The sequence below is a fragment of the Streptomyces aureus genome, from assembly GCF_000725495.1.
In the GTDB taxonomy this organism is placed as follows: domain Bacteria; phylum Actinomycetota; class Actinomycetes; order Streptomycetales; family Streptomycetaceae; genus Streptomyces; species Streptomyces aureus_B.
The window spans coordinates 168,271-191,320 of sequence record NZ_JNZD01000005.1; the positions used below are offsets into that span (position 1 = coordinate 168,271).

The 23,050-nt window shown below is 69.1% G+C and carries 18 protein-coding genes; 3 read left to right on the plus strand and 15 right to left on the minus strand.

The features are described 5' to 3' along the window. Positions 1 to 400: 400 nt before the first annotated feature. Both IO36_RS10715 and IO36_RS10720 read right to left on the minus strand, forming a co-directional pair. Positions 401 to 976, minus strand: coding sequence for a hypothetical protein (locus tag IO36_RS10715; RefSeq protein WP_158997290.1), 576 nt, complete (start codon positions 974 to 976; stop codon positions 401 to 403). Between the two features lie 10 nt (positions 977 to 986). Further along, positions 987 to 1,244 carry a hypothetical protein gene (locus tag IO36_RS10720; RefSeq protein ID WP_158997292.1) on the minus strand — a complete coding sequence of 86 codons (258 nt, stop codon included), beginning with the start codon at positions 1,242 to 1,244 and terminating at the stop codon, positions 987 to 989. 216 nt (positions 1,245 to 1,460) lie between these two features. Between IO36_RS10720 and IO36_RS47680 the strand changes: the two genes are divergently transcribed. Next, positions 1,461 to 1,928 (plus strand): hypothetical protein, encoded by a 468-nt coding sequence (locus tag IO36_RS47680; RefSeq protein WP_209441182.1) that lies wholly within the window; start codon positions 1,461 to 1,463, stop codon positions 1,926 to 1,928. Between the two features lie 324 nt (positions 1,929 to 2,252). Beyond that, complete coding sequence (locus IO36_RS10730) at positions 2,253 to 2,714, plus strand: DUF4279 domain-containing protein (RefSeq protein WP_158997294.1); 462 nt, start codon at positions 2,253 to 2,255, stop codon at positions 2,712 to 2,714. A gap of 311 nt (positions 2,715 to 3,025) precedes the next feature. On the opposite strand, the gene IO36_RS10735 is transcribed toward IO36_RS10730, so the two are convergent. The 12 genes from IO36_RS10735 to IO36_RS10790 all read right to left on the minus strand — a co-directional run bounded on the left by IO36_RS10735 (position 3,026) and on the right by IO36_RS10790 (position 20,576). Beyond that, positions 3,026 to 3,364 carry a YciI family protein gene (locus tag IO36_RS10735; protein ID WP_037618803.1) on the minus strand — a complete coding sequence of 113 codons (339 nt, stop codon included), beginning with the start codon at positions 3,362 to 3,364 and terminating at the stop codon, positions 3,026 to 3,028. Between the two features lie 545 nt (positions 3,365 to 3,909). Next, entirely contained in the window at positions 3,910 to 5,880 is a 1,971-nt protein-coding gene (locus IO36_RS10740) for a TIGR03960 family B12-binding radical SAM protein (protein ID WP_037618805.1), read from the minus strand. A gap of 234 nt (positions 5,881 to 6,114) precedes the next feature. Next, the gene (locus IO36_RS10745) at positions 6,115 to 7,980 is read right to left on the minus strand and encodes a CYTH and CHAD domain-containing protein (protein ID WP_037618807.1); all 1,866 of its coding nucleotides are present in this window, start codon (positions 7,978 to 7,980) and stop codon (positions 6,115 to 6,117) included. Between the two features lie 159 nt (positions 7,981 to 8,139). After that, on the minus strand, positions 8,140 to 9,336 hold the full coding sequence (rodA, locus tag IO36_RS10750; protein ID WP_037618808.1) for a rod shape-determining protein RodA: 1,197 nt from the start codon (positions 9,334 to 9,336) through the stop codon (positions 8,140 to 8,142). Further along, positions 9,333 to 11,591, minus strand: a complete 2,259-nt coding sequence (mrdA, locus tag IO36_RS10755) for a penicillin-binding protein 2 (protein WP_037618809.1) — start codon at positions 11,589 to 11,591, stop codon at positions 9,333 to 9,335. The genes rodA and mrdA overlap by 4 nt, the downstream gene beginning before the upstream one ends. 140 nt (positions 11,592 to 11,731) lie before the next feature. Continuing rightward, the gene (mreD, locus tag IO36_RS10760) at positions 11,732 to 12,406 is read right to left on the minus strand and encodes a rod shape-determining protein MreD (RefSeq protein ID WP_037618810.1); all 675 of its coding nucleotides are present in this window, start codon (positions 12,404 to 12,406) and stop codon (positions 11,732 to 11,734) included. 19 nt (positions 12,407 to 12,425) lie between these two features. Further along, a complete protein-coding gene (mreC, locus tag IO36_RS10765) occupies positions 12,426 to 13,364 on the minus strand; it encodes a rod shape-determining protein MreC (RefSeq protein ID WP_037618811.1) in 939 nt (312 codons plus the stop codon). A 218-nt stretch (positions 13,365 to 13,582) separates the two neighbouring features. Then, positions 13,583 to 14,602 (minus strand): rod shape-determining protein, encoded by a 1,020-nt coding sequence (locus IO36_RS10770; RefSeq protein WP_037618813.1) that lies wholly within the window; start codon positions 14,600 to 14,602, stop codon positions 13,583 to 13,585. Between the two features lie 440 nt (positions 14,603 to 15,042). Further along, on the minus strand, positions 15,043 to 15,456 hold the full coding sequence (gene ndk, locus IO36_RS10775; protein ID WP_037618814.1) for a nucleoside-diphosphate kinase: 414 nt from the start codon (positions 15,454 to 15,456) through the stop codon (positions 15,043 to 15,045). 277 nt (positions 15,457 to 15,733) lie between these two features. After that, complete coding sequence (locus IO36_RS10780) at positions 15,734 to 16,099, minus strand: DUF4233 domain-containing protein (protein WP_037618816.1); 366 nt, start codon at positions 16,097 to 16,099, stop codon at positions 15,734 to 15,736. A 5-nt stretch (positions 16,100 to 16,104) separates the two neighbouring features. After that, positions 16,105 to 17,643, minus strand: a complete 1,539-nt coding sequence (gene folC / locus IO36_RS10785; RefSeq protein ID WP_037618819.1) for a bifunctional tetrahydrofolate synthase/dihydrofolate synthase — start codon at positions 17,641 to 17,643, stop codon at positions 16,105 to 16,107. Between the two features lie 308 nt (positions 17,644 to 17,951). After that, on the minus strand, positions 17,952 to 20,576 hold the full coding sequence (locus IO36_RS10790; protein WP_037618820.1) for a valine--tRNA ligase: 2,625 nt from the start codon (positions 20,574 to 20,576) through the stop codon (positions 17,952 to 17,954). A gap of 137 nt (positions 20,577 to 20,713) precedes the next feature. Here IO36_RS10790 and IO36_RS10795 point away from each other — a divergent pair, with 137 nt between their 5' ends. Next, on the plus strand, positions 20,714 to 21,673 hold the full coding sequence (locus IO36_RS10795; RefSeq protein ID WP_037618821.1) for a membrane protein: 960 nt from the start codon (positions 20,714 to 20,716) through the stop codon (positions 21,671 to 21,673). A 68-nt stretch (positions 21,674 to 21,741) separates the two neighbouring features. On the opposite strand, the gene clpX is transcribed toward IO36_RS10795, so the two are convergent. Next, positions 21,742 to 23,028: an ATP-dependent Clp protease ATP-binding subunit ClpX gene (gene clpX, locus IO36_RS10800; protein WP_037619383.1), complete on the minus strand. Its 1,287-nt coding sequence runs from the start codon at positions 23,026 to 23,028 to the stop codon at positions 21,742 to 21,744. Positions 23,029 to 23,050 lie beyond the last annotated feature (22 nt).

Sequence of the window (23,050 nt, forward strand, 5' to 3'; positions counted from 1 at the left end):
CAATGATTATTTCCGGCCGAGGCGTCGAGCGCAGCGCGCGACAGGTGACAGGGCGCCGCCCCAACCCCTGCTGGCGGGGCGCCGTAATCATTTCCGCCGCGTCAGACACCGTGTGACACAGGACGGTTGTACGACACTCCCGATGATCGTGTTCGCGCGGGCGCCACGTCGGAGAAGTCGTGCTCTGCAAGCCGGCCTTCTGTGCTGAGCAGGCCAGCCATGGCAGGAGGGCGGCGTGAGCGAACGGCGGCAGGTAGCGCGCGGAGCGCCGCGGGGATACAGAACCTTGGACAACCGCTTTCCGCTCGGAGCGAGCGGAGGGCTGAATGCTTCCTCGCTTTCGCCGGCACCCCCATCCACTCTCGCCGACTCATCCAATAGGAGGGCTCTCAGCTGTGCCTCAGCACCACGCTGACCACCCGTGATGTTGTACCTCCGCTGGAGCGATGTCCCACGAACTGTGGGCGAGCTCCCCGGGGTTGCAGAACGACGCCCAGCTCAAGACCGTATCGCCCGTGCGCTGCGCGCCCCGAACGAACGCGAAGTCGTACCAACAGATGTAACCGGTAGGGCAGTAGAACCAACTCAAGTCCCGCTCTACGGCGCCCGCTTCCCGCTCCGCGTTCAGCTCTGACGGCACTCGGCCGATCAGGCGGATCCCCTCACACGTGACCTGGGGGCCACGCAGCGCATCGACGAGCACACAGGTCAAACCCACGCCCTCGATGAAGTAGCAGTTCACGGCAGGCCGAAGCTCGTCCGGCTCGGTCCTGCGGAACTCGACGCGCCACTGTGCACGCTGCGGATTCCAGCGCTCGATCACGCGCTCCTTGGCAGCAAAGCCCTGCCCCGCCATTATCGTGACCGCTTCATGTCGATCGACCCCGAAGTTCAGCGGTCCAACAGCCTGGCGGTCGACGAATCCCCACTGCTCTCGGTCCGAATCCGCGAGCACCGCCCCATAGTCCGTGTCCACCTCCCCATGATCACTCACACGGGTTGTCGGCTTCCCCTTGGGCGTGCGAGGGGATCGGCGCCTGGTCGGGAAGGGCCACGACTGTGACGCCTGCGGCAAGCATCCTCGCGATCACTTGGTCCGCCAGGTCGTCGTCGCAGATGACTTCGGCCATGGGTGGATCACCCTTCAAGATCGGCATGTAGCCCACGCTCGTACGCCAAAGCTCCCAGCGATCACGCTCGGTGGTCCACATCGGCTCGAATTCGAGCAGATCTCGGTCGTTCATGCCCACCCCCTGGGTGCACGGTATCGCCAGGCCGACGGAGCGACTTCGGGCGGCAACTGCCAAAGGGCTGGTGATCATTGCCCCGCAAGCTTCCGGCGCCTCGGGCAGTGCCCGGCGCGTGCTCAACGCGACAACGGCATGTTGTAGCCTCAGCGCGCGCTGACCAGCGAAGTCGTCGAGGAGTCGGCTCCGATACCGGTCCTTCGGAGGGGTGACGTGATCAAGCGAGTGCAGAAGATTGCCGGGGTTGCCTTGGCGGTGATCGTCACCCTGACCGCGTGCAGCGGCAACAAGCCCACTGACGCGAAATCCTCCCCGAAGCCGACATCGAGCTCCAGCAGCGAGGCCGGCACACCCAAGCCCCGGAAGGACAGCGGCAAGGCCGACGCCGCACTCACCGACAGCTGGCTTGCTGCTCGCGCATCCATGAGGCCGGACGCCGAACGCAGCGTCATACTCCGCATCGATGGACCGCGGGTCGAACTGCTCGGGGCTCACCCTTGTCGAGGCAAGGTGTCCAAGGAAGACGGGCTGAACGTCATCAGGCTCAAGTGCGATGACGGCAACACCGACCGGACCGTCGGACGGGTATACGGGCTCTCGGCGAAGACCATGACCGTTGACTGGGAGGGATTCGGGGCCGACATGTTCCTGCGGGCGACGCACGCAAAGGGTTCGGCCTGAGCCAACGAGTGAAGCCGCCGGCCCCTGGTTCATTCCACGGCGAGCGGCAACGAGCCCCCTTCCGTGACAGGAAAGGGAGGCTCGCGGGCATACACAGCCGATACGAGCCTCAGACCCACTCCACCCCGGAAACGCTGTGCGACGCAGCCTCAGAGGCCGGCAGCGGCGTCCGAAAGGGCGTCCGCGGCACCTCCGGACGAGCGGGCATGGCACTGAACGCAGCCAACACCGCAGCCGGCTAGTGCTCGCTCGCCCCAGTCAAAGCCTCAGCAACCCGATCCAGCCGGGTTCACGTCCCGTCGGCCGTACTGCGATGGTGAGGACGTGCCAGAGGACCTGAGTATGCAGCCGGCCGCGCCGGTCACGAAGTGGTCGGCCGGGTCACTCCGGATCACGAGCAGCACGGTCACGGCCGGTGAGATTTCGGGTCGCCTGGGGATCACGGCGGACGAGCAGTTCGAGCGGGACAGCCTGATGAGTCCCCGCAACCCGAGCAGCGCTCGACGGGAGACCTGCGTCTGGATCAGGCGAAGCGGACTGCCCGACGACAGCGACCTCGCCGACCATGTACGAGCGCTGGTCGAACTCGTCGACGGGCATCGCGAGGAGTTGGCGAGCCTGTCGGCCGACTGCGATCTGGAACTGTTTCTTGGCTTCGGCAGCGAGAACGGTCCGAAAGGCTGTGTCCTGCCCGCACGCCTGCTCGCCGAGGTCGGCGCACTCGGCCTGGACATCGTGCTCGACCTCTATCCACCCGAACCAACCACGACCGGCGCTTCCGGATGACGATCGGAGAGCCTGCTCGGGTGGTAGGGCGAGGGTGAGCCCGGTTCCGGTGAGGCAACCGTCAACGAGGAATGCCAGCTGTGGTTGTCAGACCCTTCACCCGTAGTTCTAGAAGGATCGGTCAGCGGGTCACCCTGCTCTTCCTCACCGAGGACGGCAGCGCACTCGTGGCCGGCGCCGGCTGGCCGCTCCCGCTCGTCGCCAGGAAGCCACCGCTTCAGGGGCGAGGTTGAGCGATCTCGGGCCTGACCTGGTAAGTCCTGACCTGGCGGTTCTATCACCAGTATGGTTCTGCTCCTCGGATCGGTGGCTCAGCTCTCCGGGTCGTACATGATCTCGCGTACCTCCTGCGCGCACCGGCACGCCTCGGCGATCTTCGCAGCCCACATCAGCGCGTCCTTGCGCGACGGGACCTCGATGATCGAGAAACCGCCGACGACCGCCTTGGTCTCGGGGAACGGTCCGTCCGTGACCGTACCGTCGGTGGCCACGATGCTTGCCTGCTGACGCTCCAATCCGGCGCCGAAGATCCAGACACCTGCGTCCTTGGCCTCCTGGACCACCCGGTGGGATGCCTCGCCGACCGCCGAGAGGTCTTCCTCGGGGAAGGTCATCGAACCGTCGTCGAACGAGATCAGATACCGCGCCATCGTGTTCGCCTCCTTCTTTCAGCGACCACCCGGCCGCCTCGTCGCTGCTCCCGGTTAGACGGACCGCGCGTCAACTTCTCATCGGTCGTCCCGCCCGCGGTCTGCGGTTCTCGACTCGGGCCCGCACTCGCTGCGGCCCAGGGCTCGGCTTTGACGCCGAAGGCGCAGAGAGCCCAAGCCAAAGGACCGGCCCGCGCTCCCGAGGGCACTTGATGACGTAGGGCAACTCATAGCGCGGCCGCAGAAGGGCTCCACAGCGCCCAGCTCATCGACTCACTCACCGACGAAAGGCACGAGCCCCCTCCCGGTTATGGAAGGGGGCTCGCGGCCATGCAGTCGCGTACAAGCAGGCGCAGACCTCAGACCCACTCCACCTCGGAAACGATGTGCAGCGAGGCGCCAGGGCTCGGCAGGGGCGTCCGGAGGGATGCCGGCGACGCCGATGGGCGCGGGAGCGAGGCGTCGGCCGCGGACGGTGTGGACTTCGCCTCGTCCTCGTTCGCGCCCGCCGGCGCCTCCATCACCCGAACCAGTGGTCACTCACATCAGTGAGAGTGACCGGTCGATGCCGGCGTCGGGCCCGCGTTCTTCACTGTCAGGGGCAGGAGCTTCTTGCCGGTGGGGCCGATCTGGATGCTCGTGTCCATCTGCGGGCACACGCCGCAGTCGAAGCACGGGGTCCAGCGGCAGTCCTCTACCTCGGTCTCGTCGAGGGAGTCCTGCCAGTCCTCCCAGAGCCAGTCCTTGTCGAGGCCCGAGTCCAGGTGGTCCCAGGGGAGGACCTCCTCGTAGGTGCGCTCGCGGGTCGTGTACCAGTCGACGTCGACGCCGAAGGGGGCCAGGGCCTTGTCGGCGCAGGCCATCCAGCGGTCGTACGAGAAGTGCTCGCGCCAGCCGTCGAAGCGGCCGCCGTCCTCGTAGACCGCGCGGATGACGGAGCCGATGCGGCGGTCGCCGCGGGAGAGCAGGCCCTCCACGATGCCGGGCTTGCCGTCGTGATAGCGGAAGCCGATCGAGCGGCCGTACTTCTTGTCGCCGCGGATCTTGTCGCGGAGCTTCTCCAGGCGGGCGTCCGTGTCCTCGGCGGACAGCTGCGGCGCCCACTGGAAGGGGGTGTGCGGCTTGGGGACGAAGCCGCCGATCGACACCGTGCAGCGGATGTCGTTCTGGCCGGAGACCTTGCGACCCTCGGCAATCACGTTCATCGCCATGTCGGCGATCTGCATGACGTCCTCGTCCGTCTCCGTCGGCAGGCCGCACATGAAGTACAGCTTCACCTGGCGCCAGCCGTTGCCGTACGCGGTGGAGACGGTCCGGATCAGGTCCTCCTCCGAGACCATCTTGTTGATGACCTTGCGCATCCGCTCGGAGCCGCCCTCGGGGGCGAACGTCAGGCCGGAGCGCCGGCCGTTGCGCGTCAGTTCGTTGGCCAGGTCGACGTTGAAGGCGTCCACGCGGGTCGAGGGGAGGGAGAGGCCGATCTTGTCTTCCTCGTACCGGTCCGCCAGGCCCTTGGCGATGTCACCGATCTCCGAGTGGTCCGCGGAGGACAGGGACAGGAGGCCGACCTCCTCGAAGCCCGTCGCCTTCAGGCCCTTCTCGACCATCTCGCCGATGCCCGTGATGGAGCGCTCGCGCACCGGGCGGGTGATCATGCCCGCCTGGCAGAAACGGCAGCCGCGCGTACAGCCGCGGAAGATCTCCACCGACATCCGCTCGTGGACCGTCTCGGCCAGGGGGACGAGGGGCTGCTTGGGGTAGGGCCACTCGTCGAGGTCCATGACGGTGTGCTTGGACACGCGCCACGGGACGCCCGACTTGTTCGGGACCACACGGCCGATGCGGCCGTCCGGGAGGTACTCGACGTCGTAGAAGGCCGGGATGTAGACGCTGCCCGTCTTCGCGAGACGGAACAGGACCTCCTCGCGGCCTCCGGGGCGGCCCTCCGCCTTCCAGGCGCGGATGATCTCCGTCATGTCGAGCACGGCCTGCTCGCCGTCGCCGATGATCGCCGCGTCGATGAAGTCGGCGATCGGCTCGGGGTTGAAGGCCGCGTGGCCGCCCGCGAGGACGATCGGGTCGTCGATCGTGCGGTTCCGGGACTCCAGCGGGATGCCCGCGAGGTCCAGGGCGGTCAGCATGTTCGTGTAGCCCAGCTCCGTGGAGAAGGACAGGCCGAACACGTCGAAGGCCTTCACCGGGCGGTGGCTGTCGACGGTGAACTGCGGGACCCGGTGCTCGCGCATCAGCTCCTCGAGGTCCGGCCACACGCTGTAGGTGCGCTCGGCGAGGACGCCCTCGCGCTCGTTCAGTACCTCGTAGAGGATCATGACGCCCTGGTTGGGCAGGCCGACCTCGTAGGCGTCCGGGTACATCAGCGCCCAGCGGACGTCACAGGACTCCCAGGGCTTGACCGTGGAGTTGAGTTCTCCGCCGACGTACTGGATCGGCTTCTGCACATGCGGGAGCAGAGCTTCGAGCTGTGGGAAGACCGACACGGCGGTTTCGGCAGGCATCTCGCGAACCTTCGTGAGCTGATGGGGGTGACCATCTAGCGTAACGCGGCCGGAGGGCCCCGCCGCACCGCCGGACGGGCAGCGGGGGCCCGGCGCAGCTCGTCCCGGCCCCTGACCTGCGACGACGACGCCGGAGCCCAGTCTGCGGCAACGCTGTCACAGCTCGATCCGGGGCGATGTCGTCAGAGCCCGGTCTGCGTCGACTCCGTCAGCGCCCGGTCTGCGTCGGCGCCGTCACAGCTCGGTCTGCGTCGCGATCGCCTCCCAGGCCCGGGGCAGCTCCGCCTCGGCCGCGGCGGCGCGCTGCTCCTCGCGGCCGTAGAGCACGCCGTACGTGAACGTGTTCTCCCCCGCGGCGTGGGCGAGGGCCGACAGTTCCCGCAGGGCCTCCCGGGTCATCACGCTGTCCTGGTGGTCGCCGAGCAGGCTCTGGAGCGACTTCATCGACTTGACCAGGCCCGCGGCCGGCCCGCCCAGGGCGGGGGCGGCGGCCTCGGCGGCGTAGCGGGTGCGCTTGGCCTTCTTGCGGGCCTCGTGCATGGCGTGGTCGCGGTCGGCGCCCGGGGGCTGGCCGAGGGCCTCCTCCACGAGGCCGGAGACCTTGGCGAAGTCCTTGCGGACGGCCTTCGCGATCGCCTTCGCGGGGTCCTGCCCTGCCGCCCGGAGCAGCGGCGGGTCGGTCACGAGGGCGTCGAGCGTGGTGAGCAGCGCCAGGTACCGCTTTCCGTCGAGAACGGCGATCAGACGGCGCCTGGAGCCGCCCCGGCGGGCGTTCGCCCAGGTGCGCAGCCGGGTGCGGACGGGTCCGGAGACAAGGGTGCGGGGCAGCCCGCCGAGGGACTCGGTGAGCCGCTCGGTCAGGACCTCGTGATCGCGGTCCACGCCGAGTTCGCCGGCCAGCCATTTGAGCTCGTCGCCGATCGGGTCGGTGACGGCGCGGTCGAGGATCTTCCCGTACGAGCGGAAGGTGCTGCGCATCCGGCGGGTGGCGACGCGCATGCTGTGCGCGGAGTCGGGGAGGTCGCGGCGGACGGCCGGGTCGAGCTCGACGATGGCGTCGAACTGAGCACGGAGGTAGGCGAGGACGTGGTCGCCCGCGGTGACCGGGGCCGCCTCGGGGGCGGGCTTCCCGGCCCCGCGGCCCTCGCCGCTCCCGGAACCCTTGCCGGCCCCAGAACCCTTGCCGAGTGCCGATTTCCCGGCCCCGGACGCCTTCCCGGCCCCGGACACCTCCCCGGGCACGGGCGCGGCCTTCCCGGCCCCGGCGCCCTTGCCCCCCGCGGCCTTCTCTGCCCCGGAACCCTTCCCCCGTACGGGTTTCCCGGCCCCGGCACCCTTCCCGCCCGCAGGCTTCCCACCCTCGGCCCTCTCCCCCGGAGCGGCCTTCCCCGAAGCGGCCTTCCCCGAATCGGCCTCCCCAGGAGGGGCCTTCCCCGAAAGGGCCTCCCCCGGTGCGGCCTCCCCGGCCCCCACCCCGCCCGTCTCGGCCAGTGCCCTGGCCAGTTTGGAGGGCGAGTCGGAACGCTTGAACCCGGCCTTGCGGAGCTTCTTCTCGACCTTGTCGAGGAACGCGGGGTCGCCGTCGTCGGCGAGCTCCGCCTCGAGCTCGGTCCAGGCCGCGCTGCCCGCGCTCGCGCCCCCGCCGAGCCGGTCCGCACGGACGCGGTCGAGGCTGACCTCGGCCAAGAGCGCGCCGGAGTCGTCGACCAGGTGGCGGATGTCGCGGGCGGAGCGCAGCCGGACGACGGGGACGAGTTCGGCGTCGCGGACGCGGGAGCGGACGAGGCCGGCGATCGCGCGGGGCACGGTGTCCGAGAGAGGGGCCTGGATCTCGTCGCGCACGCCCTCGGAGACGGGGAGTTTGAGATGCCAGCCGGCGTCCGCTCCGCCGGTGCGGCGGCGCAGGGTGATGGAGGCGGCGGCGAGACGTTGGTCGGGGGTGTCGTAGTAGGTGGCGTCGAGTTCGGCGACACCCTTGTCGACGACGCCCGCGACGCCCGGGACCCGGCTCAGGTCCGGCATCACGGTGTCGCCGTCGGTGTCGCCTTCGGCCGCCGGACCCTCGTACTTACGCTCGATCTCGCGCTTCGTGTCCGCCATGAACCGAATCTAGACGGGTTTGGGGGCCGTGGGCAGTACCCAACCGGCCCCTGCTCGACCGGCGGGTGCCTTTTCCCGTTGGCCCGGGTGTCACCTCGTGTTCTCCGAGGCGCCACCCGGACTCCGACCGGGGGTGTTGCGAGCTGTGCGGCGGCCCGGCTAGGCCGACATCGGGCGTTGCACCCGGATCGACTGCAGGAGGCCGATCGCCACCCAGACGGCGAACATCGAGGATCCTCCGTAGGACACGAAGGGCAGGGGCAGACCGGCGACCGGCATGATCCCGAGGGTCATGCCGATGTTCTCGAACGCCTGGAACGCGAACCAGGCGATGATCCCGGCGGCGACGATCGTGCCGTACAGCTCGGTCGTCTCGCGGGCGATGCGGCAGGCGCGCCACAGGACGATGCCGAGGAGCATTAGGATCAGGCCCGCGCCGACGAAGCCCAGTTCCTCGCCGGCGACCGTGAACACGAAGTCGGTCTGCTGCTCGGGCACGAACTGGCCGGTGGTCTGCGAGCCGTGGCCGAGGCCGGTGCCGAAGAGACCGCCGGAGCCGATGGCGATGCGGGCCTGGTTGGTGTTGTAGCCGACGCCGGCCGGGTCGAGGTCGGGGTTGGCGAAGGCGGCGAAGCGGTTGATCTGGTACTCGTCGAGGACGTGCAGCCGCCAGGCGGCGACCGCGCCGAGGGCACCGGCGCCGATGAGGCCGAACACCCAGCGGTTGGAGGCGCCGGAGGCGAGCAGCACGCCGAGCACGATGACGACGGCGACCATGATCGTGCCGAGGTCGGGCATGAGGAGCACGATCATCATCGGGACGGCGGCGAGTCCGAGCGCCTGCACCACCGTGCGGTGGTCCGGGTACATCTTGTCGCCGGCGTCCACCCGGGTGGCCAGCAGCATGGCCATGCCGAGGATGATCGTGATCTTGATGAACTCGGCGGGCTGGAGCGACAGTCCGCCCGCGACCAGCCAGTTGCGCTGGCCGTTGATGGTCGCGCCGAGCGGGGTCAGCACCAGCAGGATCATGAAGACCGAGAGGCCGTACAGGATCGGCACGGCCGTCCGCAGGGTGCGGTGGCCGAGCCAGATGGTGCCGATCATCAGGCCGAAGCCGATGCCGGCGTTCATCACGTGGCGGATGAGGAAGTAGTACGGGTCGCCCTGGTTGATCTCGGTGCGGTTGCGGGTCGCCGAGTAGACGAGGGCCGAGCCGATGGCCGAGAGCGCGACGGCCGACAGCAGTATCGGCCAGTCGAGCCGGCGGGCGATCGAGTCGCGGGCGAACAGGCGTGTCCAGCCGCCGCGCTCGGGTCCGTACCCGGAGACGGAGAAGTTGTTGGCTCCGGTCATGTCAGGATCCTCTTCCCCCGCCCCTTCGGCGGGCGGGCCGTACGCCTTCGGGTGACGCGGTTGCCGCCGGTGGGCGAGGCGGTGGTGCCGGCGGGCTGGTTCGGGTCGGGGGTGGTGTCCTTGGGGTTCTGGCTGGCCTGCTGGTCCTTGGCCGGGTCCTTGGTGATGCGGCCGGACTCGATCGTGCCGTCGGTCTGGATCTTCGGCAGGCCCTTCTGCGGGGTGGGCAGAAGGCCGTTCTTCTTGTTGATGGTGCCGTCGGCGGAGACGCCGTAGAGCGCGTTGTAGATCTTGCGCACGGCCTCACCGGAGGCTCCCGAACCCGTACCGGCCTGGGAGATCGTCATGATGATCGCGTAGTCCTTGGAGTACGTGGCGAGCCATGACGTCGTCTGCTTGCCGTAGACCTCGGCGGTACCGGTCTTGGCGTGCAGCGGGATCTTGTCCTGGGGCCAGCCGCCGAACTTCCAGGCGGCGGTACCGCGGGTGACGACGCCGGCGAAGGCCTCGTTCATGCCCTTGAGCGTGGCCTTGCTGACCGGCAGCTTGCCGTTGACCTTGGGCTTGATCTCCTGGACGGTCTTGCCGTCGGCGCTGACGACGGCCTTGCCGATGGTGGGCGCGTACAGGGTGCCGCCGTTGGAGACCGCGGAGTAGATGGCGGCTTCCTGGATCGGGGTGACGAGGGTGTCACCCTGTCCGATGGAGTAGTTGATCGAGTCGCCCTCGCGCATCTTGTTGCCCTCGAGGCAGTTCTCGTACTCGATGCGCTGGACGTAGCTGCCGTTCTTCTTGCCGGTCTTGCACCAGGCGTTCTTGTTGGCCTTCCAGTAGTTCTGCTTCCAGGTGCGGTCCGGGACGCGGCCGGTGACCTCGTTGGGGAGGTCGATGCCGGTCTCCTGGCCGAGCCCGAACTGGTGGGCCGTCTTGTAGAAGTAGTCCTTCGGCTTCTTCTTCGGGTTGATCCCGCCGTCCTTCTTCCACTCGTTGTCGGCGAGTCCGTAGAAGACGGTGTCGCAGGAGACCTCGAGCGCCCGGCCGAGGGAGATCGGGCCGAAGCTCTCGCCCTCGAAGTTCTTGAAGACCTGGCTGCCGACGGAGTAGGAGCTGGTGCACGGGTAGTGCCCGTCGAAGGGGTATCCGGCCTGGACCGCGGCGGCGGTGGAGACCACCTTGAACGTCGAACCGGGTGCCGACTGACCCTGTATGGCGCGGTTCAGCAGCGGGTAGTTGGACTTCTTGCCGGTCAGCGCGGTGTAGTCCTTGCCGGAGATGCCGCCGACCCAGGCGTTCGGGTCGTACGTCGGGTTGGACGCCATGGCGACGACACGGCCGGTCTTGGCCTCCATGACCACGACGGCGCCGGAGTCGGCCTTGTAGTTCTCGCCGGTGATCTTGTCGAACTGGGTCCGGGCGACCTTCATCGCGTAGTTCAGCTCGTACTCGGCGACGCGCTGGACGCGGGCGTCGATGCTGGTGACGAGGTTGGCGCCGGGTTCGGCCTTGTCGCTCTTGGCCTTGCCGATGACCCGGCCGAGGTTGTCGACCTCGTAGCGGGTGACGCCGGCCTTGCCGCGCAGGGCCTTGTCGTACTGGCGCTCGAGGCCGGAGCGGCCGACCTGGTCGGAGCGCAGGTAGGGCGAGTCGGTGTCCTTGGCCTTGGTGATCTCGTCGTCGGTGACGGGCGAGAGGTAGCCGAGGACCTGGGCGGTGTTGGCCTTGCCGGGGGCGGCGTAGCGGCGCACGGCCTCCGGCTCCGCGGTGATGCCGGGGAAGTCCTCGGAGCGCTCACGGATCTGCAGGGCCTGGCGGGCGGTGGCCTTGTCGGTGATCGGGATCGGCTGGTAGGGCGAGCCGTTCCAGCACGGCTGCGGCGTCTTGGCGTCGCAGAGACGGACCTTCTGGATGACGTCCTGCGGCTTGAGGCCGAGGACCCCGGCGAGCTTGGTGAGGACGGCCTTGCCGTCGTCCGCCATCTTCAGCAGGTCGGTGCGCGAGGCGGAGACCACGAGCCGGGTCTCGTTGTCGGCGATCGGAACGCCGCGCGCGTCGAGGATCGAGCCGCGCACGGCGGGCTGGACGACCTGCTGGACGTGGTTGCCCGACGCTTCCTTGGCGTACTGGTCGCCGTTGCGGATCTGGAGGAACCAGAGCCGCCCGCCGAGCGTGCCGAGGAGGGAGAGGACGAGAATCTGGATGACGACGAGACGGATCTGGACCCGTGGGGTCCGGCCGGTCTCCGGGATGTTGGTCACTGCTGCTGCCTCCCCCTCTCAGTGTGTGTACGAGTCATACGAGTACACGGCGAACCTGTGGGCGCCGGCCTCGGCGCCGGTCAAGTCGCGTGGCGTGTCGGGCGCTTGGCCCTGGTGCCGGACGGTGCTCGTCGCCGCTCTCACAGGCGCTTGACCCCCTTGATGCGTCCGGCGCGGGCCACCCGGGCCTTGGCCGCCTTCACCCGCAGACCGCCGCGCTGGCTGCCGATGCGCAGGCCGGTGCCGGAGGAGGAGAGCCAGCCCGAGGAGACGTCGGCCGCCTTGGAGGCCGCGCCGCCGTCGGCGAGCGGATCGTTCTCGGCCCGCCGGGCCAGCGCCATCAGCACCGGCACGACGAACGGCGCGAGCAGCAGGTCGTAGAGGGCGGCCGTGATGAGCAGGCTGCTGAGCCCGACGTGGCGGGCGGCGGTGTCGCCGACGAGGGCGCCGACTCCCGCGTAGAGCACGGTCGAGCCGATCGCGGCGGCCACGACCACGACCATGGGTCCGGTCGCGGACTTGAGGCGGCCGTTCTCGGGCTTGGCCAGTCCGGCGAGGTAGCCGACGACGCAGAGCACGAGGGCGTAGCGTCCGGCGGCGTGGTCGGCGGGCGGGGCGAGGTCGGAGAGCAGGCCGGCGCCGAAGCCGATGAGCGCGCCGCCGACGTGGCCGTAGACCAGGGCGAGGGCGAGCACGGTCAGCAGCACCAGGTCGGGGACGGCGCCCGGGAGATGGAGTCGGGCGAGGACGCTCACCTGGATCACCAGGGCGACGACCACCAGGGTGACGGAGAGCAGCATCCGGTTGAAACGCATGGGATTCGGCTCCTCCTGATTACTGCTGCTGGCCGAGGTCGGGGGCGCTCGCCGAGGGGGTGACCGTCACGGTCACGGTCGGCGTGGGCGTCGGTTTGGGTTTCGGGGGCAGCACGGTGTCGCGCGGGTCGCTCTTGGGCGCGGCGACGACAACACCGACGATGTCGAGCTTGGTGAACGAGACGTAGGGCGTCACGTAGATCGTGCGGGTGAGGTCGCCGCCGGACGGGTCGACCCGGGAGACGACGCCGACGGGGACGCCGGGCACGAACGGCTTGTCGGACTGCGAGCCGAAGGTGACCAGCCGGTCGCCCTTCTTGATCTTCGCCTTGGCGTTGAGGAGCTCGACGCGCAGCGGGCGGTCGCCCTGGCCGGAGGCGAAGCCGAGTTCGTCGCTCGACTCCATGCGGGTGCCGACGGTGAAGTCGGGGTCGTTGGCGAGCAGGACGGTCGCGGTGTCCGGGCCGACGGTGGTGACCCGGCCGACCAGTCCGCTGCCGTTCAGGACGGTCATGTCGCGCCGGATGCCGTCGTTGGCGCCGACGTCGATGGTGACGGTCCAGGAGAAGCCCTGGGCGGCCCCTATGGCGATCACTTCGGCGCCCTTGATGCCGTACTGGCCCTCGCCCGCCACCTTGATCATCTTGTCGAGCTGCTTCAGGCGGCTGCGGTTGCGGTCGTCGCTGCCGAGCTTCGCCTTCAACGCCGCGTTGTCGTGCTCCAGTTGCGCGATGCGATCGTGCCGTTCGCCCGAGTCGCGGACGGCGGAGATCGCGTTGCCGACGGGGTCGACCGCGGACGCCACCCCGTTCTCGATCGGGCCGAAGACCGTCGCGGCGGCCTGGCGGGCACCGTCGACCGGTGAGTCCTGCCCGCCGCGGATGTCCACCGTGATCAGTGCGAACGCGATGGCGATCAGCAGCACCAGGAGCAGCCGGCTCTCTCGTGTGTCCCTCACGTGCGGCGGCCGTGCCTTCCTCGTCGTATTGGGTCAACAGGGGCGCGCCCTGGGCGAAACGGATGCCCACGGTGCGATGAGGCTGGGGTGGGGGTGGTGTGACGGGGTGGCTGTTATGGGGGAGGTTATGACTCTATGTCGCAGGAGTTTATGCCTCCATACCAACGATCCGCCGCACGAGAAGGGGTGATCTCGTACGGCGGAATCGAAGTGTTACTTCATCTGCGGGGCTGGGCGTCCAGGACCTGCTGGAGCGCCTCGAACTCCTCGACGCACTTGCCGGAACCGAGCGCCACGCTGTCGAGCGGGTCCTCGGCGATGTGGATCGGCATGCCGGTCTCGCGGCGCAGCCGTTCGTCCAGGCCGCGCAGCAGGGCCCCGCCGCCGGTGAGGACGATGCCCCGGTCCATCACGTCACCGGAGAGCTCGGGCGGGCACTTGTCGAGCGTCGTCTTCACGGCGTCGACGATGGCGTTGACCGGCTCCTCGACCGCCTTGCGGACCTCCGCGGCGGAGATGACGACCGTCTTGGGCAGACCGGAGACCAGGTCCCGGCCGCGGATTTCGGTGTGCTCGTCGGTGTCGAGGTCGTACGCCGATCCGATCGTGATCTTGATCTGCTCGGCCGTCCGCTCACCGAGAAGGAGGCTGTACTCCTTCTTGATGTACTGGATGATCGCGTTGTCCAGCTCGTCACCCGCGACGCGGATGGACTGGGCGGTGACGATCCCGCCGAGCGAGATGACCGCGACCTCCGTGGTGCCGCCGCCGATGTCCACCACCATGTTGCCCGTGGCCTCGTGGACCGGCAGGCCGGCGCCGATGGCCGCGGCCATGGGCTCCTCGATGATGTGCACCTGGCGGGCGCCGGCCTGGGACGACGCCTCGATGACGGCACGGCGCTCGACGCCCGTGATGCCGGAGGGCACACAGACGACGACACGGGGGCGGGCGAGATAACGCCGCTTGTGGATCTTCAGGATGAAGTAGCGGAGCATGCGTTCGGTGATCTCGAAGTCGGCGATGACGCCGTCCTTCAGCGGGCGCACGGCAACGATGTTGCCCGGCGTCCGCCCGATCATCTTCTTGGCTTCCGCGCCCACCGCGAGGATCCCGCCGGTGTTGGTGTTGATCGCGACGACGGACGGCTCGTTGAGTACGATCCCTCGACCCCTGACGTACACCAGCGTGTTGGCGGTCCCGAGGTCGACAGCCATGTCACGGCCGATGAACGACATTGAGTTCCCCATCAGGATTCGTCTGGCCTTCCCAAAGCGAACGTTGACGGCTTTTTAGGGACGGCGCGAGGTTGGTGCAGCGACGTGAACGCTTCCATCGTAGACGCGCCTGCACGAACACTGCGCGAGGGTCTTGGCCATTGTCGGCAGATGGCGGAGCGACTCGCTTGTGGAGACGGGCCATCGGGGTCACGCGTTCCCCCGATCAGCGCGCATATGCCACGGGACGGCCGGATTTTTCACGGCCGTCCCAGGTCAGACTGTCGGGGAGCTGCTGACGCAGTCTCAGAAAATTCTTTGAAAAATGTACTGCGCGGCGCCGCCGTAGATCGTCCCGGGCGGCTTCCGGAGGGCCGCCCGTGACCTCGGCGAGGCCGTCCGTACGCGAGACCGTGACCGTCCGTGCTCACCGGCGCCCCACGAGAGCGCCGTGGAAGGGGTCAGGCGCGGCCGGGGAAGAAGATCTTCACCTCGCGCTCGGCGGACTCCTCGGAGTCGGAGGCGTGGATCAGGTTCTCGCGCACGATGACACCGAAGTCGCCGCGGATGGAACCCGGGGCGGCGGCGATCGGGTCGGTCGGGCCGGCCAGGGCGCGCACGCCCTCGATGACCCGCTCGCCCTCGACGATCAGCGCGACGACCGGGCCGGACGCCATGAACGTCACCAGCGGCTCGTAGAAGGGCTTGCCCTTGTGCTCGCCGTAGTGCTGCTCCAGCGTGTCCTGGTCCAGGGTCCGCAGCTCCAGCGCGGTGATCTGCCAGCCGGCCTTGCGCTCGATGCGGCTGATGATCTCGCCGGTCAGGCCGCGACGGACGGCGTCGGGCTTGAGAAGGACGAGGGTGCGCTGGCTCACGGGAAAGCTCCTTCGGGTCACTCTTGTGCGGATGAACGAGGCTACAGGGCGTGTCCGGGTGGCGGTCCCGGCGTGCCGGGTGCTAGGCGCTGTCCGAGACGCTCCCAAGGGGCGCACGACTCCGGGGTCCGGTGGCACGCGGCCGCTCGGGCCCCGGCCAGGGTGTGCGGCCGGGGGCTCAAGTGCCACTCCCGGCGGCCGGGGTGCCCTCCGGTCAGGCCGGGTGCCTGTGGCCGGGGTTGGGTGCCCTCCGGTCAGGCCGGGGTGCCAGGTCCTGCTAGGCCGGGGTGCCGTCCGGTCCCGACTGGGCCTGGGCCTGGGCGGCGAATCTGGCCTTGGCCTCGTCGATCTTGCGGCCGTAGTGCACCGAGGCCCACCACAGGGCCGCGAAGGCCGCGCCCAGGATGAACATCGAGGGCACGACGAACCCGCCGGCGATCAGCAGGACCTGCAGCGCCCAGCCGAGCTGGACGCCGCCGGGCCGCGTGATCATGCCGCACAGCAGCACGCTCAGCGCCATCAGGACCCCGCAGACCGTCCAGACCGTGGCCGTGGACAGATCGGGTTCCTTCATGGCGACGAGCCCGGCGAAGCCGATGACGAAGAACTCGCCGATCAGCGTGGAAGCACAGAGCGTACGCACGTGGGTCAGCCCCTCCCGAGGAGCAGTCGGGCCTCGCCGACCGTGATGACGGATCCGGTGACCAGGACGCCCCCGCCCGCGTACTCGCCCTCTTCCTCGGCGAGCGTGATGGCGGCCTCCAGGGCGTCGTCGAGCCGCGGCTCGACCTGCACCCGGTCCTCGCCGAAGACCTCGACGGCGATCCCGGCGAGTTCGTCCGCGTCCATCGCGCGATGGCTGGTGTTCTGGGTGACGACGACCTCGGCGAAGATCGGCTCGAAGGCCTCGAGCACCCCCCGCACGTTCTTGTCGCCGCTCGCGCCGACGACACCGATCAGCCGGCTGAAGTCGAAGACCTCGCTCACCGCCTCGGCGGTGGCACGGGCGCCCGCGGGGTTGTGCGCGGCGTCGAGCACCACGGTGGGCGAGCGGCGCACGATCTCCAGGCGGCCCGGCGAGGTGACCGAGGCGAACGCCTTGCGCACGGTGTCGATGTCGAGCCGCTGGGCGTGCGCCGAGCCGACGCCGAAGAACGCCTCGACCGCGGCGAGCGCCACGGCGGCGTTGTGCGCCTGGTAGGCGCCGTGCAGCGGCAGGAAGACCTCTTCGTACTCCCCGCCGAGGCCGCGCAGCGTCAGCAGCTGTCCGCCGACCGCGATCTGCCGGGACACGACCCCGAATTCGAGGCCCTCGCGGGCCACGGTCGCGTCGACCTCGACGGCCTTCTTCAGCAGCACCTGGGCCGCGTCGACCGGCTGCTGGGCGAGGATGACGGTGGCGTCCTGCTTGACGATGCCCGACTTCTCGGCAGCGATCTCGGCGAACGTCTCCCCGAGGCGGTCCGTGTGGTCGAGGTCGATGGGGGTCACGACGGCGACGTCCCCGTCGATCACGTTCGTGGCGTCCCAGCTGCCGCCCATGCCGACCTCGACGACGGCGACGTCGACGGGCGCGTCGGCGAAGGCGGCGTACGCCATCCCGGTGAGCACCTCGAAGAACGACAGCCGGTACTCCTGCTGCCCGTCGATCATCTCGACGTAGGGCTTGATGTCGTTGTACGTCTCGACGAAGCGCTCGGCGGGGATCGGCACCCCGTCCAGGCTGATCCGCTCGGTGATCGACTGCACGTGGGGGCTGGTGTAGCGGCCGGTGCGCAGGTCGAACGCGCCGAGCAGCGCCTCGACCATGCGGGCGGTGGAGGTCTTGCCGTTGGTGCCGGTGATGTGGATCGAGGGGTACGCGCGCTGCGGCTCCCCGAGCACGTCCATCAGCGCCTCGATCCGGGCGACGGACGGCTCCAGCTTGGTCTCGCCCCAGCGGGTGGCGAGCTCGGCCTCCACCTCGCGCAGCGCCTTGTCGACCTCGGGGTCGGCGGGCCTGGCGGGTACGTCGGCCTGGTGACCGCCGGCGCCCTGGGTCCGCAGGGTGCGGCTGCCGGCCTCGATCACGGCGAGGTCGGGGTCGCGTTCCGTCTCGTTCGCCACGATCTCGTCGAAGAGGCCGTGCGGGTCACGGTCTTCCGACTCGTCGGACGCGCTGCTGTCGTGCGGGGGGAGGTCACTCACGGGGCCAGTCTACGGAGACGTCGGGGTGTGGGGTCTTTCGCCCCCTCCGCCCCTACCCGTCCCGTCACGGGGGCGCTGCCCCCGGACCCCCGCTCCTCAATCGCCGGAGGGGCTGAACTTTTCCCCGCCGGGGAGTTCCAGCCCGTCCGGCGATTGAGGACGAGGCCGTCCAGGCCGAAGCGGGGGTCCGGGGGCGGCAGCCCCCAGGGACGGGACGGGTAGGGGCGGAGGGGGCGAGAGAAGGTCGGGTGCAGACCGAAGGCCCCCGGAACTGGGGAGTCCCGGAGGCCTTCGGTCGGGCTGGGAGGCTACGCCTCCGGCAGCCGCTCCAGCTGGGTCTGGATGCGGGCGATGTCCTCGTCAGCCTTCGCGAGCCGGCCGCGGATCTTGTCCACGACGTTGTCCGGAGCCTTGGCGAGGAACGCCTCGTTGCCGAGCTTGGCGTTGGCCTGGGCCTTCTCCTTCTCGGCGGCGGCGAGGTCCTTGGCCAGCCGCTTGCGCTCCGCGGCGACGTCGATGGTGCCCGACAGGTCGAGCGCGACCGTGGCGCCCGCCACCGGCAGCGTCGCCGTGGCCGAGAAGCCCTCGCCCTCCGGCTGGAGGCGCAGCAGCTGGCGGATGGCCGCCTCGTGCGGGGCGAGCGCCGTCCCGTCGAGGGTCAGCCGGGCCGGGACCCGCTGGCCGGGCTGGAGGCCCTGGTCGGCGCGGAAGCGGCGGACCTCCGTGATGACCTGCTGGAGCTTCTCGATCTCCTGCTCGGCGGCCTCGTCGCGGAAGCCGCTGTCCTTGGGCCAGTCGGCGATGACGACCGACTCGCCGCCGGTGAGCGTCGTCCACAGCGTCTCGGTGACGAAGGGGACGATCGGGTGGAGGAGACGGAGGGTGACGTCCAGGACCTCGCCGAGGACCCGGCCGGAGACCTTCGCGGGCTCGCCGCCGGCCATGAACGTGGTCTTGGACAGCTCGACGTACCAGTCGAAGACCTCGTCCCACGCGAAGTGGTAAAGGGCGTCGGAGAGCTTCGCGAACTGGAAGTCCTCGTAGAACGCGTCGACTTCGGCGATGGTCTCGTTGAGCCGGGAGAGGATCCAGCGGTCGGTCGCCGACAGCTCCTCCGGCTCGGGCAGCGGACCCTCGACCGTCGCGCCGTTCATCAGCGCGAAGCGGGTGGCGTTCCAGATCTTGTTGGCGAAGTTCCGGGAGGCCTGGACCCAGTCCTCTCCGATCGGCACGTCGGTACCGGGGTTGGCGCCCTTGGCGAGGGTGAAGCGGACGGCGTCGGAGCCGTACTTGTCCATCCAGTCGAGCGGGTCGACGACGTTGCCGAAGGACTTCGACATCTTCTTGCCGCGCTCGTCGCGGACCAGGCCGGTGAGGGCGATGGTCTTGAACGGGACCTCGCCGTCCATCGCGTACAGGCCGAACATCATCATCCGGGCGACCCAGAAGAAGATGATGTCGTGGCCGGTGAGCAGGACATCGGTCGAGTAGAACTTCTGCAGGTCGGGGGTGTTCTCCGGCCAGCCCAGCGTGGAGAACGGCCACAGGCCGGAGGAGAACCAGGTGTCGAGGACGTCGGTGTCCTGCGTCCAGCCCTCACCCGTGGGCGGCTCCTCGTCGGGTCCGACGCAGACGACCTGTCCCTCGGGCCCGTACCAGACCGGGATGCGGTGCCCCCACCACAACTGGCGCGAGATGCACCAGTCGTGCATGTTGTCGACCCAGTCGAAGTAGCGCTTCGACATGTCGGCGGGATGGATGGCGACCCGGCCGTCGCGGACCGCGTCACCGGCGGCCTGCGCCAGCGGGGCGACCTTGACCCACCACTGCATCGACAGGCGCGGCTCGACCGTCGTCCTGCAGCGCGAGCAGTGGCCCACGGAGTGGACGTAGGGGCGCTTCTCGGCGACGATCCGGCCCTGCGAGCGCAGTGCGCCGACGATGGCGGAACGGGCCTCGAAGCGGTCGAGTCCCTGGAAGGGGCCGTGGACCGTGATGACGGCGCGCTCGTCCATGACCGTGATCGACTCCAGGCCGTGGCGCTGGCCGATCGCGAAGTCGTTCGCGTCGTGGGCGGGGGTGACCTTGACGGCACCGGTGCCGAACTCGGGGTCGACGTGGGTGTCCGCGACGACGGGGATGGAGCGGTCGGTCAGCGGCAGCTTGATCCGCTTGCCCACGAGGTGCTTGTAGCGCTCGTCGTCCGGGTGGACGGCGACGGCGGTGTCACCGAGCATGGTCTCGGCACGGGTGGTGGCCACGACGAGGGTCTCGTCGCCCTCCCCGTACTTGATGGAGACGAGCTCGCCGTCGTCCTCCTGGTACTCGACCTCGATGTCCGAGATGGCCGTGAGACAGCGCGGACACCAGTTGATGATCCGCTCGGCACGGTAGATCAGCTCGTCGTCGTAGAGCTTCTTGAAGATGGTCTGGACGGCCTTGGACAGCCCCTCGTCCATCGTGAAGCGCTCACGGTCCCAGTCGACGCCGTCGCCGAGGCGGCGCATCTGGCCGAGGATCTTGCCGCCGTACTCTTCCTTCCACTGCCAGACCCGCTCGACGAACTCCTCGCGGCCCAGGTCGTGACGGGACTTGCCCTCTTCGGCGAGTTGCTGCTCGACCTTGTTCTGCGTGGCGATTCCGGCGTGGTCCATGCCGGGGAGCCAGAGCGCCTCGTACCCCTGCATGCGCTTACGACGCGTCAGCGCGTCCATCAGCGTGTGCTGGAAGGCGTGCCCCAGGTGCAGGCTTCCGGTGACGTTCGGCGGCGGGATGACGATGGTGTACGGAGGCTTCTCGCTCTTCGCGTCGGCGGCGAAGTAACTCCGTTCTACCCAGCGCTCGTACAGCTCCCCCTCTACCTCGGCCGGCGCGTACTGGGTCGGCAGTTCGGTGTTGGGCTCTGATGGCTGCTGATGAGCGTTCTCGGTCACGGGATCAGTTTAGGGGCGTCACGCCGGTGTCCCGAAACGGGATTACTTCGTAACGGTGCACCCCCTGCGGACCTGGGGGCCTGACCTGTGCGTCAGGATGTCAGGAACACATAAGGCATCTGGAGGGGAACCCAGAAATGAGCTACAACCAGCCGGGCCCGTACGGCGGGCAGCCCCAGCAGCCCGGACCCTACGGTCAGCCGGGCGGCCAGCCCGGCCCCTACGGCCAGCAGCCGCCGGCCCCCCAGCCCGGCTACGGCTACCCCCAGCAGGCTCCCCCGGCGCAGCCCGGCTACGGATACCCGCAGCAGGCTCCGGGCGTGCCGCCGCAGACCCCTCCGTACGGCCAGCCGCCCGCCTACGGGCAGCAGCCGCCCTACGGCACGGTCCCGATGCCCCCCGCGCCGTCCGGCGGCAAGAAGAAGACGGCCCTGATCATCATCGGCGTGGCCGTGGTGGCGGCGGTCGCGGTGGGCGCGTACCTGGTGTTCGGCGGCAGCGGCGGCAACGGTGACGTGGCCGACGACGGGCCCCACAAGCTGACGACGCCGGCGACGGTGATCGACGGCCAGTACAAGCGCATGGGCAAGGACCAGGGCCCGCAGGACCCGTCCTCCGGGGACGCCAAGGACCTGGCTGCCAGCGGCATCACCAACTCCAAGTCGGTGAGCGGGATCTACTCCACGATCGACCTGAGCAACCCGGACACCCTGAAGGACCCGACCGCGATCGCCGGGTCCAAGGCCATCACCTTCTCCGGCCTCTACGGCAAGGTGAAGGACCCCGCGGCGGCCATCGACGCCTCGTTCGCCAACATCAAGAAGGACTCGGCCAAGGAGTCCACCTCCAAGATCGAGTTCGTGGGCGACGCCAAGTCCGTGAGCCCGGCCGGCCTGGACGGCGCCATCATGAAGTGCCAGGAGGCGAAGGCACTCAACTCGGCGACGGGCAAGACGGACACCCAGTACATGTGCATGTGGGCCGACTACAGCACGCTCGGCTTCGGCGTGGCCGCCCAGGGCGGCCAGGGCGTGAGCATGGACGAGTCGGCCCGGGTGACCGCGGCGCTGCGCAAGGACATCCGCGTCCCGGCGTGACCTTCCGCCCCGCAGAAGACGAAGAGGCGCCCGGCGTTCCCGCCGGGCGCCTCTCGTCTGTCCGGTGACTACGCGGTCTTCGCCTCGCCCGGGCCGCCGCGGCGGGCGTCCCTCGGGATCAGGGTGGGGTTGACGTTGCGCAGGACTACGTCTGCGGTGATGACGACGCGGGCGACGTCCTTGCGGGACGGGACCTCGTACATTACGGCCTGGAGGACTTCCTCCATGATGGCGCGCAGGCCGCGGGCGCCGGTCTGGCGCAGGATGGCCTGGTCGGCGATGGCCTCCAGCGCCTCGCGCTCGAAGTCCAGCTCCACGCCGTCGAGTTCGAAGAGGCGCTGGTACTGCTTGACCAGCGCGTTGCGCGGCTCGACCAGGATCTGCAGGAGCGCCTCGCGGTCCAGGTTGTGGACCGAGGTGATGACGGGCAGACGGCCGATGAACTCGGGGATCATGCCGAACTTGACCAGGTCCTCCGGCATGACGGCCTCGAACTGGTCCTTGGACTCCAGCTCGCGCTTGGAGCGGATCGTCGCGCCGAAGCCGATGCCCTTCGCTCCCGCCCGGGACTCGATGAGCTTCTCCAGGCCCGCGAAGGCGCCGCCCACGATGAACAGGACGTTCGTCGTGTCGATCTGGATGAACTCCTGGTGCGGGTGCTTGCGTCCGCCCTGCGGCGGCACCGAGGCCGTCGTGCCCTCGAGGATCTTCAGGAGCGCCTGCTGCACGCCCTCACCGGAGACGTCGCGCGTGATCGACGGGTTTTCGCTCTTACGGGCGACCTTGTCGATCTCGTCGATGTAGATGATCCCGGTCTCGGCCTTCTTGACGTCGTAGTCGGCGGCCTGGATCAGCTTCAGCAGGATGTTCTCGACATCCTCGCCGACGTACCCCGCCTCCGTCAGCGCCGTGGCGTCGGCGATGGCGAACGGGACGTTCAGCATGCGGGCGAGAGTCTGGGCGAGGAGCGTCTTGCCGGAGCCCGTGGGGCCCAGCAGGAGGATGTTGGACTTCGCCAACTCGATGGCGTCCTCGCGGTTCTGGCCCGTGGCGTTCTCACCGGCCTGGACCCGCTTGTAGTGGTTGTACACCGCGACGGAGAGGGCCTTCTTCGCCGACTCCTGGCCGACGACGTACCCCTCCAGGAACTCGTAGATCTCGCGGGGCTTGGGGAGTTCCTCCCAGCGCACCTCGCTCGTCTCGGCGAGCTCCTCCTCGATGATCTCGTTGCAGAGATCGATGCACTCGTCGCAGATGTACACACCGGGGCCTGCGATGAGCTTCTTGACCTGCTTCTGGCTCTTGCCGCAGAACGAGCACTTGAGCAGATCGCCGCCGTCACCGATGCGTGCCACGGTGTGCTTCCCCTTCGCCTGG

Bases quoted from the DNA above. Each gene is read 5' to 3' on its own strand.
- IO36_RS10745 (WP_037618807.1), bottom strand. From the start codon at position 7,980: ATGGCGGACACGAAGCGCGAGATCGAGCGTAAGTACGAGGGTCCGGCG.
- IO36_RS10740 (WP_037618805.1), bottom strand. From the start codon at position 5,880: ATGCCTGCCGAAACCGCCGTGTCGGTCTTCCCACAGCTCGAAGCTCTG.
- IO36_RS10735 (WP_037618803.1), bottom strand. From the start codon at position 3,364: ATGGCGCGGTATCTGATCTCGTTCGACGACGGTTCGATGACCTTCCCC.
- IO36_RS10770 (WP_037618813.1), bottom strand. From the start codon at position 14,602: ATGTCGTTCATCGGCCGTGACATGGCTGTCGACCTCGGGACCGCCAAC.
- IO36_RS10720 (WP_158997292.1), bottom strand. From the start codon at position 1,244: ATGAACGACCGAGATCTGCTCGAATTCGAGCCGATGTGGACCACCGAG.
- rodA (WP_037618808.1), bottom strand. From the start codon at position 9,336: ATGACCGGAGCCAACAACTTCTCCGTCTCCGGGTACGGACCCGAGCGC.
- IO36_RS10795 (WP_037618821.1), top strand. From the start codon at position 20,714: ATGAGCTACAACCAGCCGGGCCCGTACGGCGGGCAGCCCCAGCAGCCC.
- mreD (WP_037618810.1), bottom strand. From the start codon at position 12,406: ATGCGTTTCAACCGGATGCTGCTCTCCGTCACCCTGGTGGTCGTCGCC.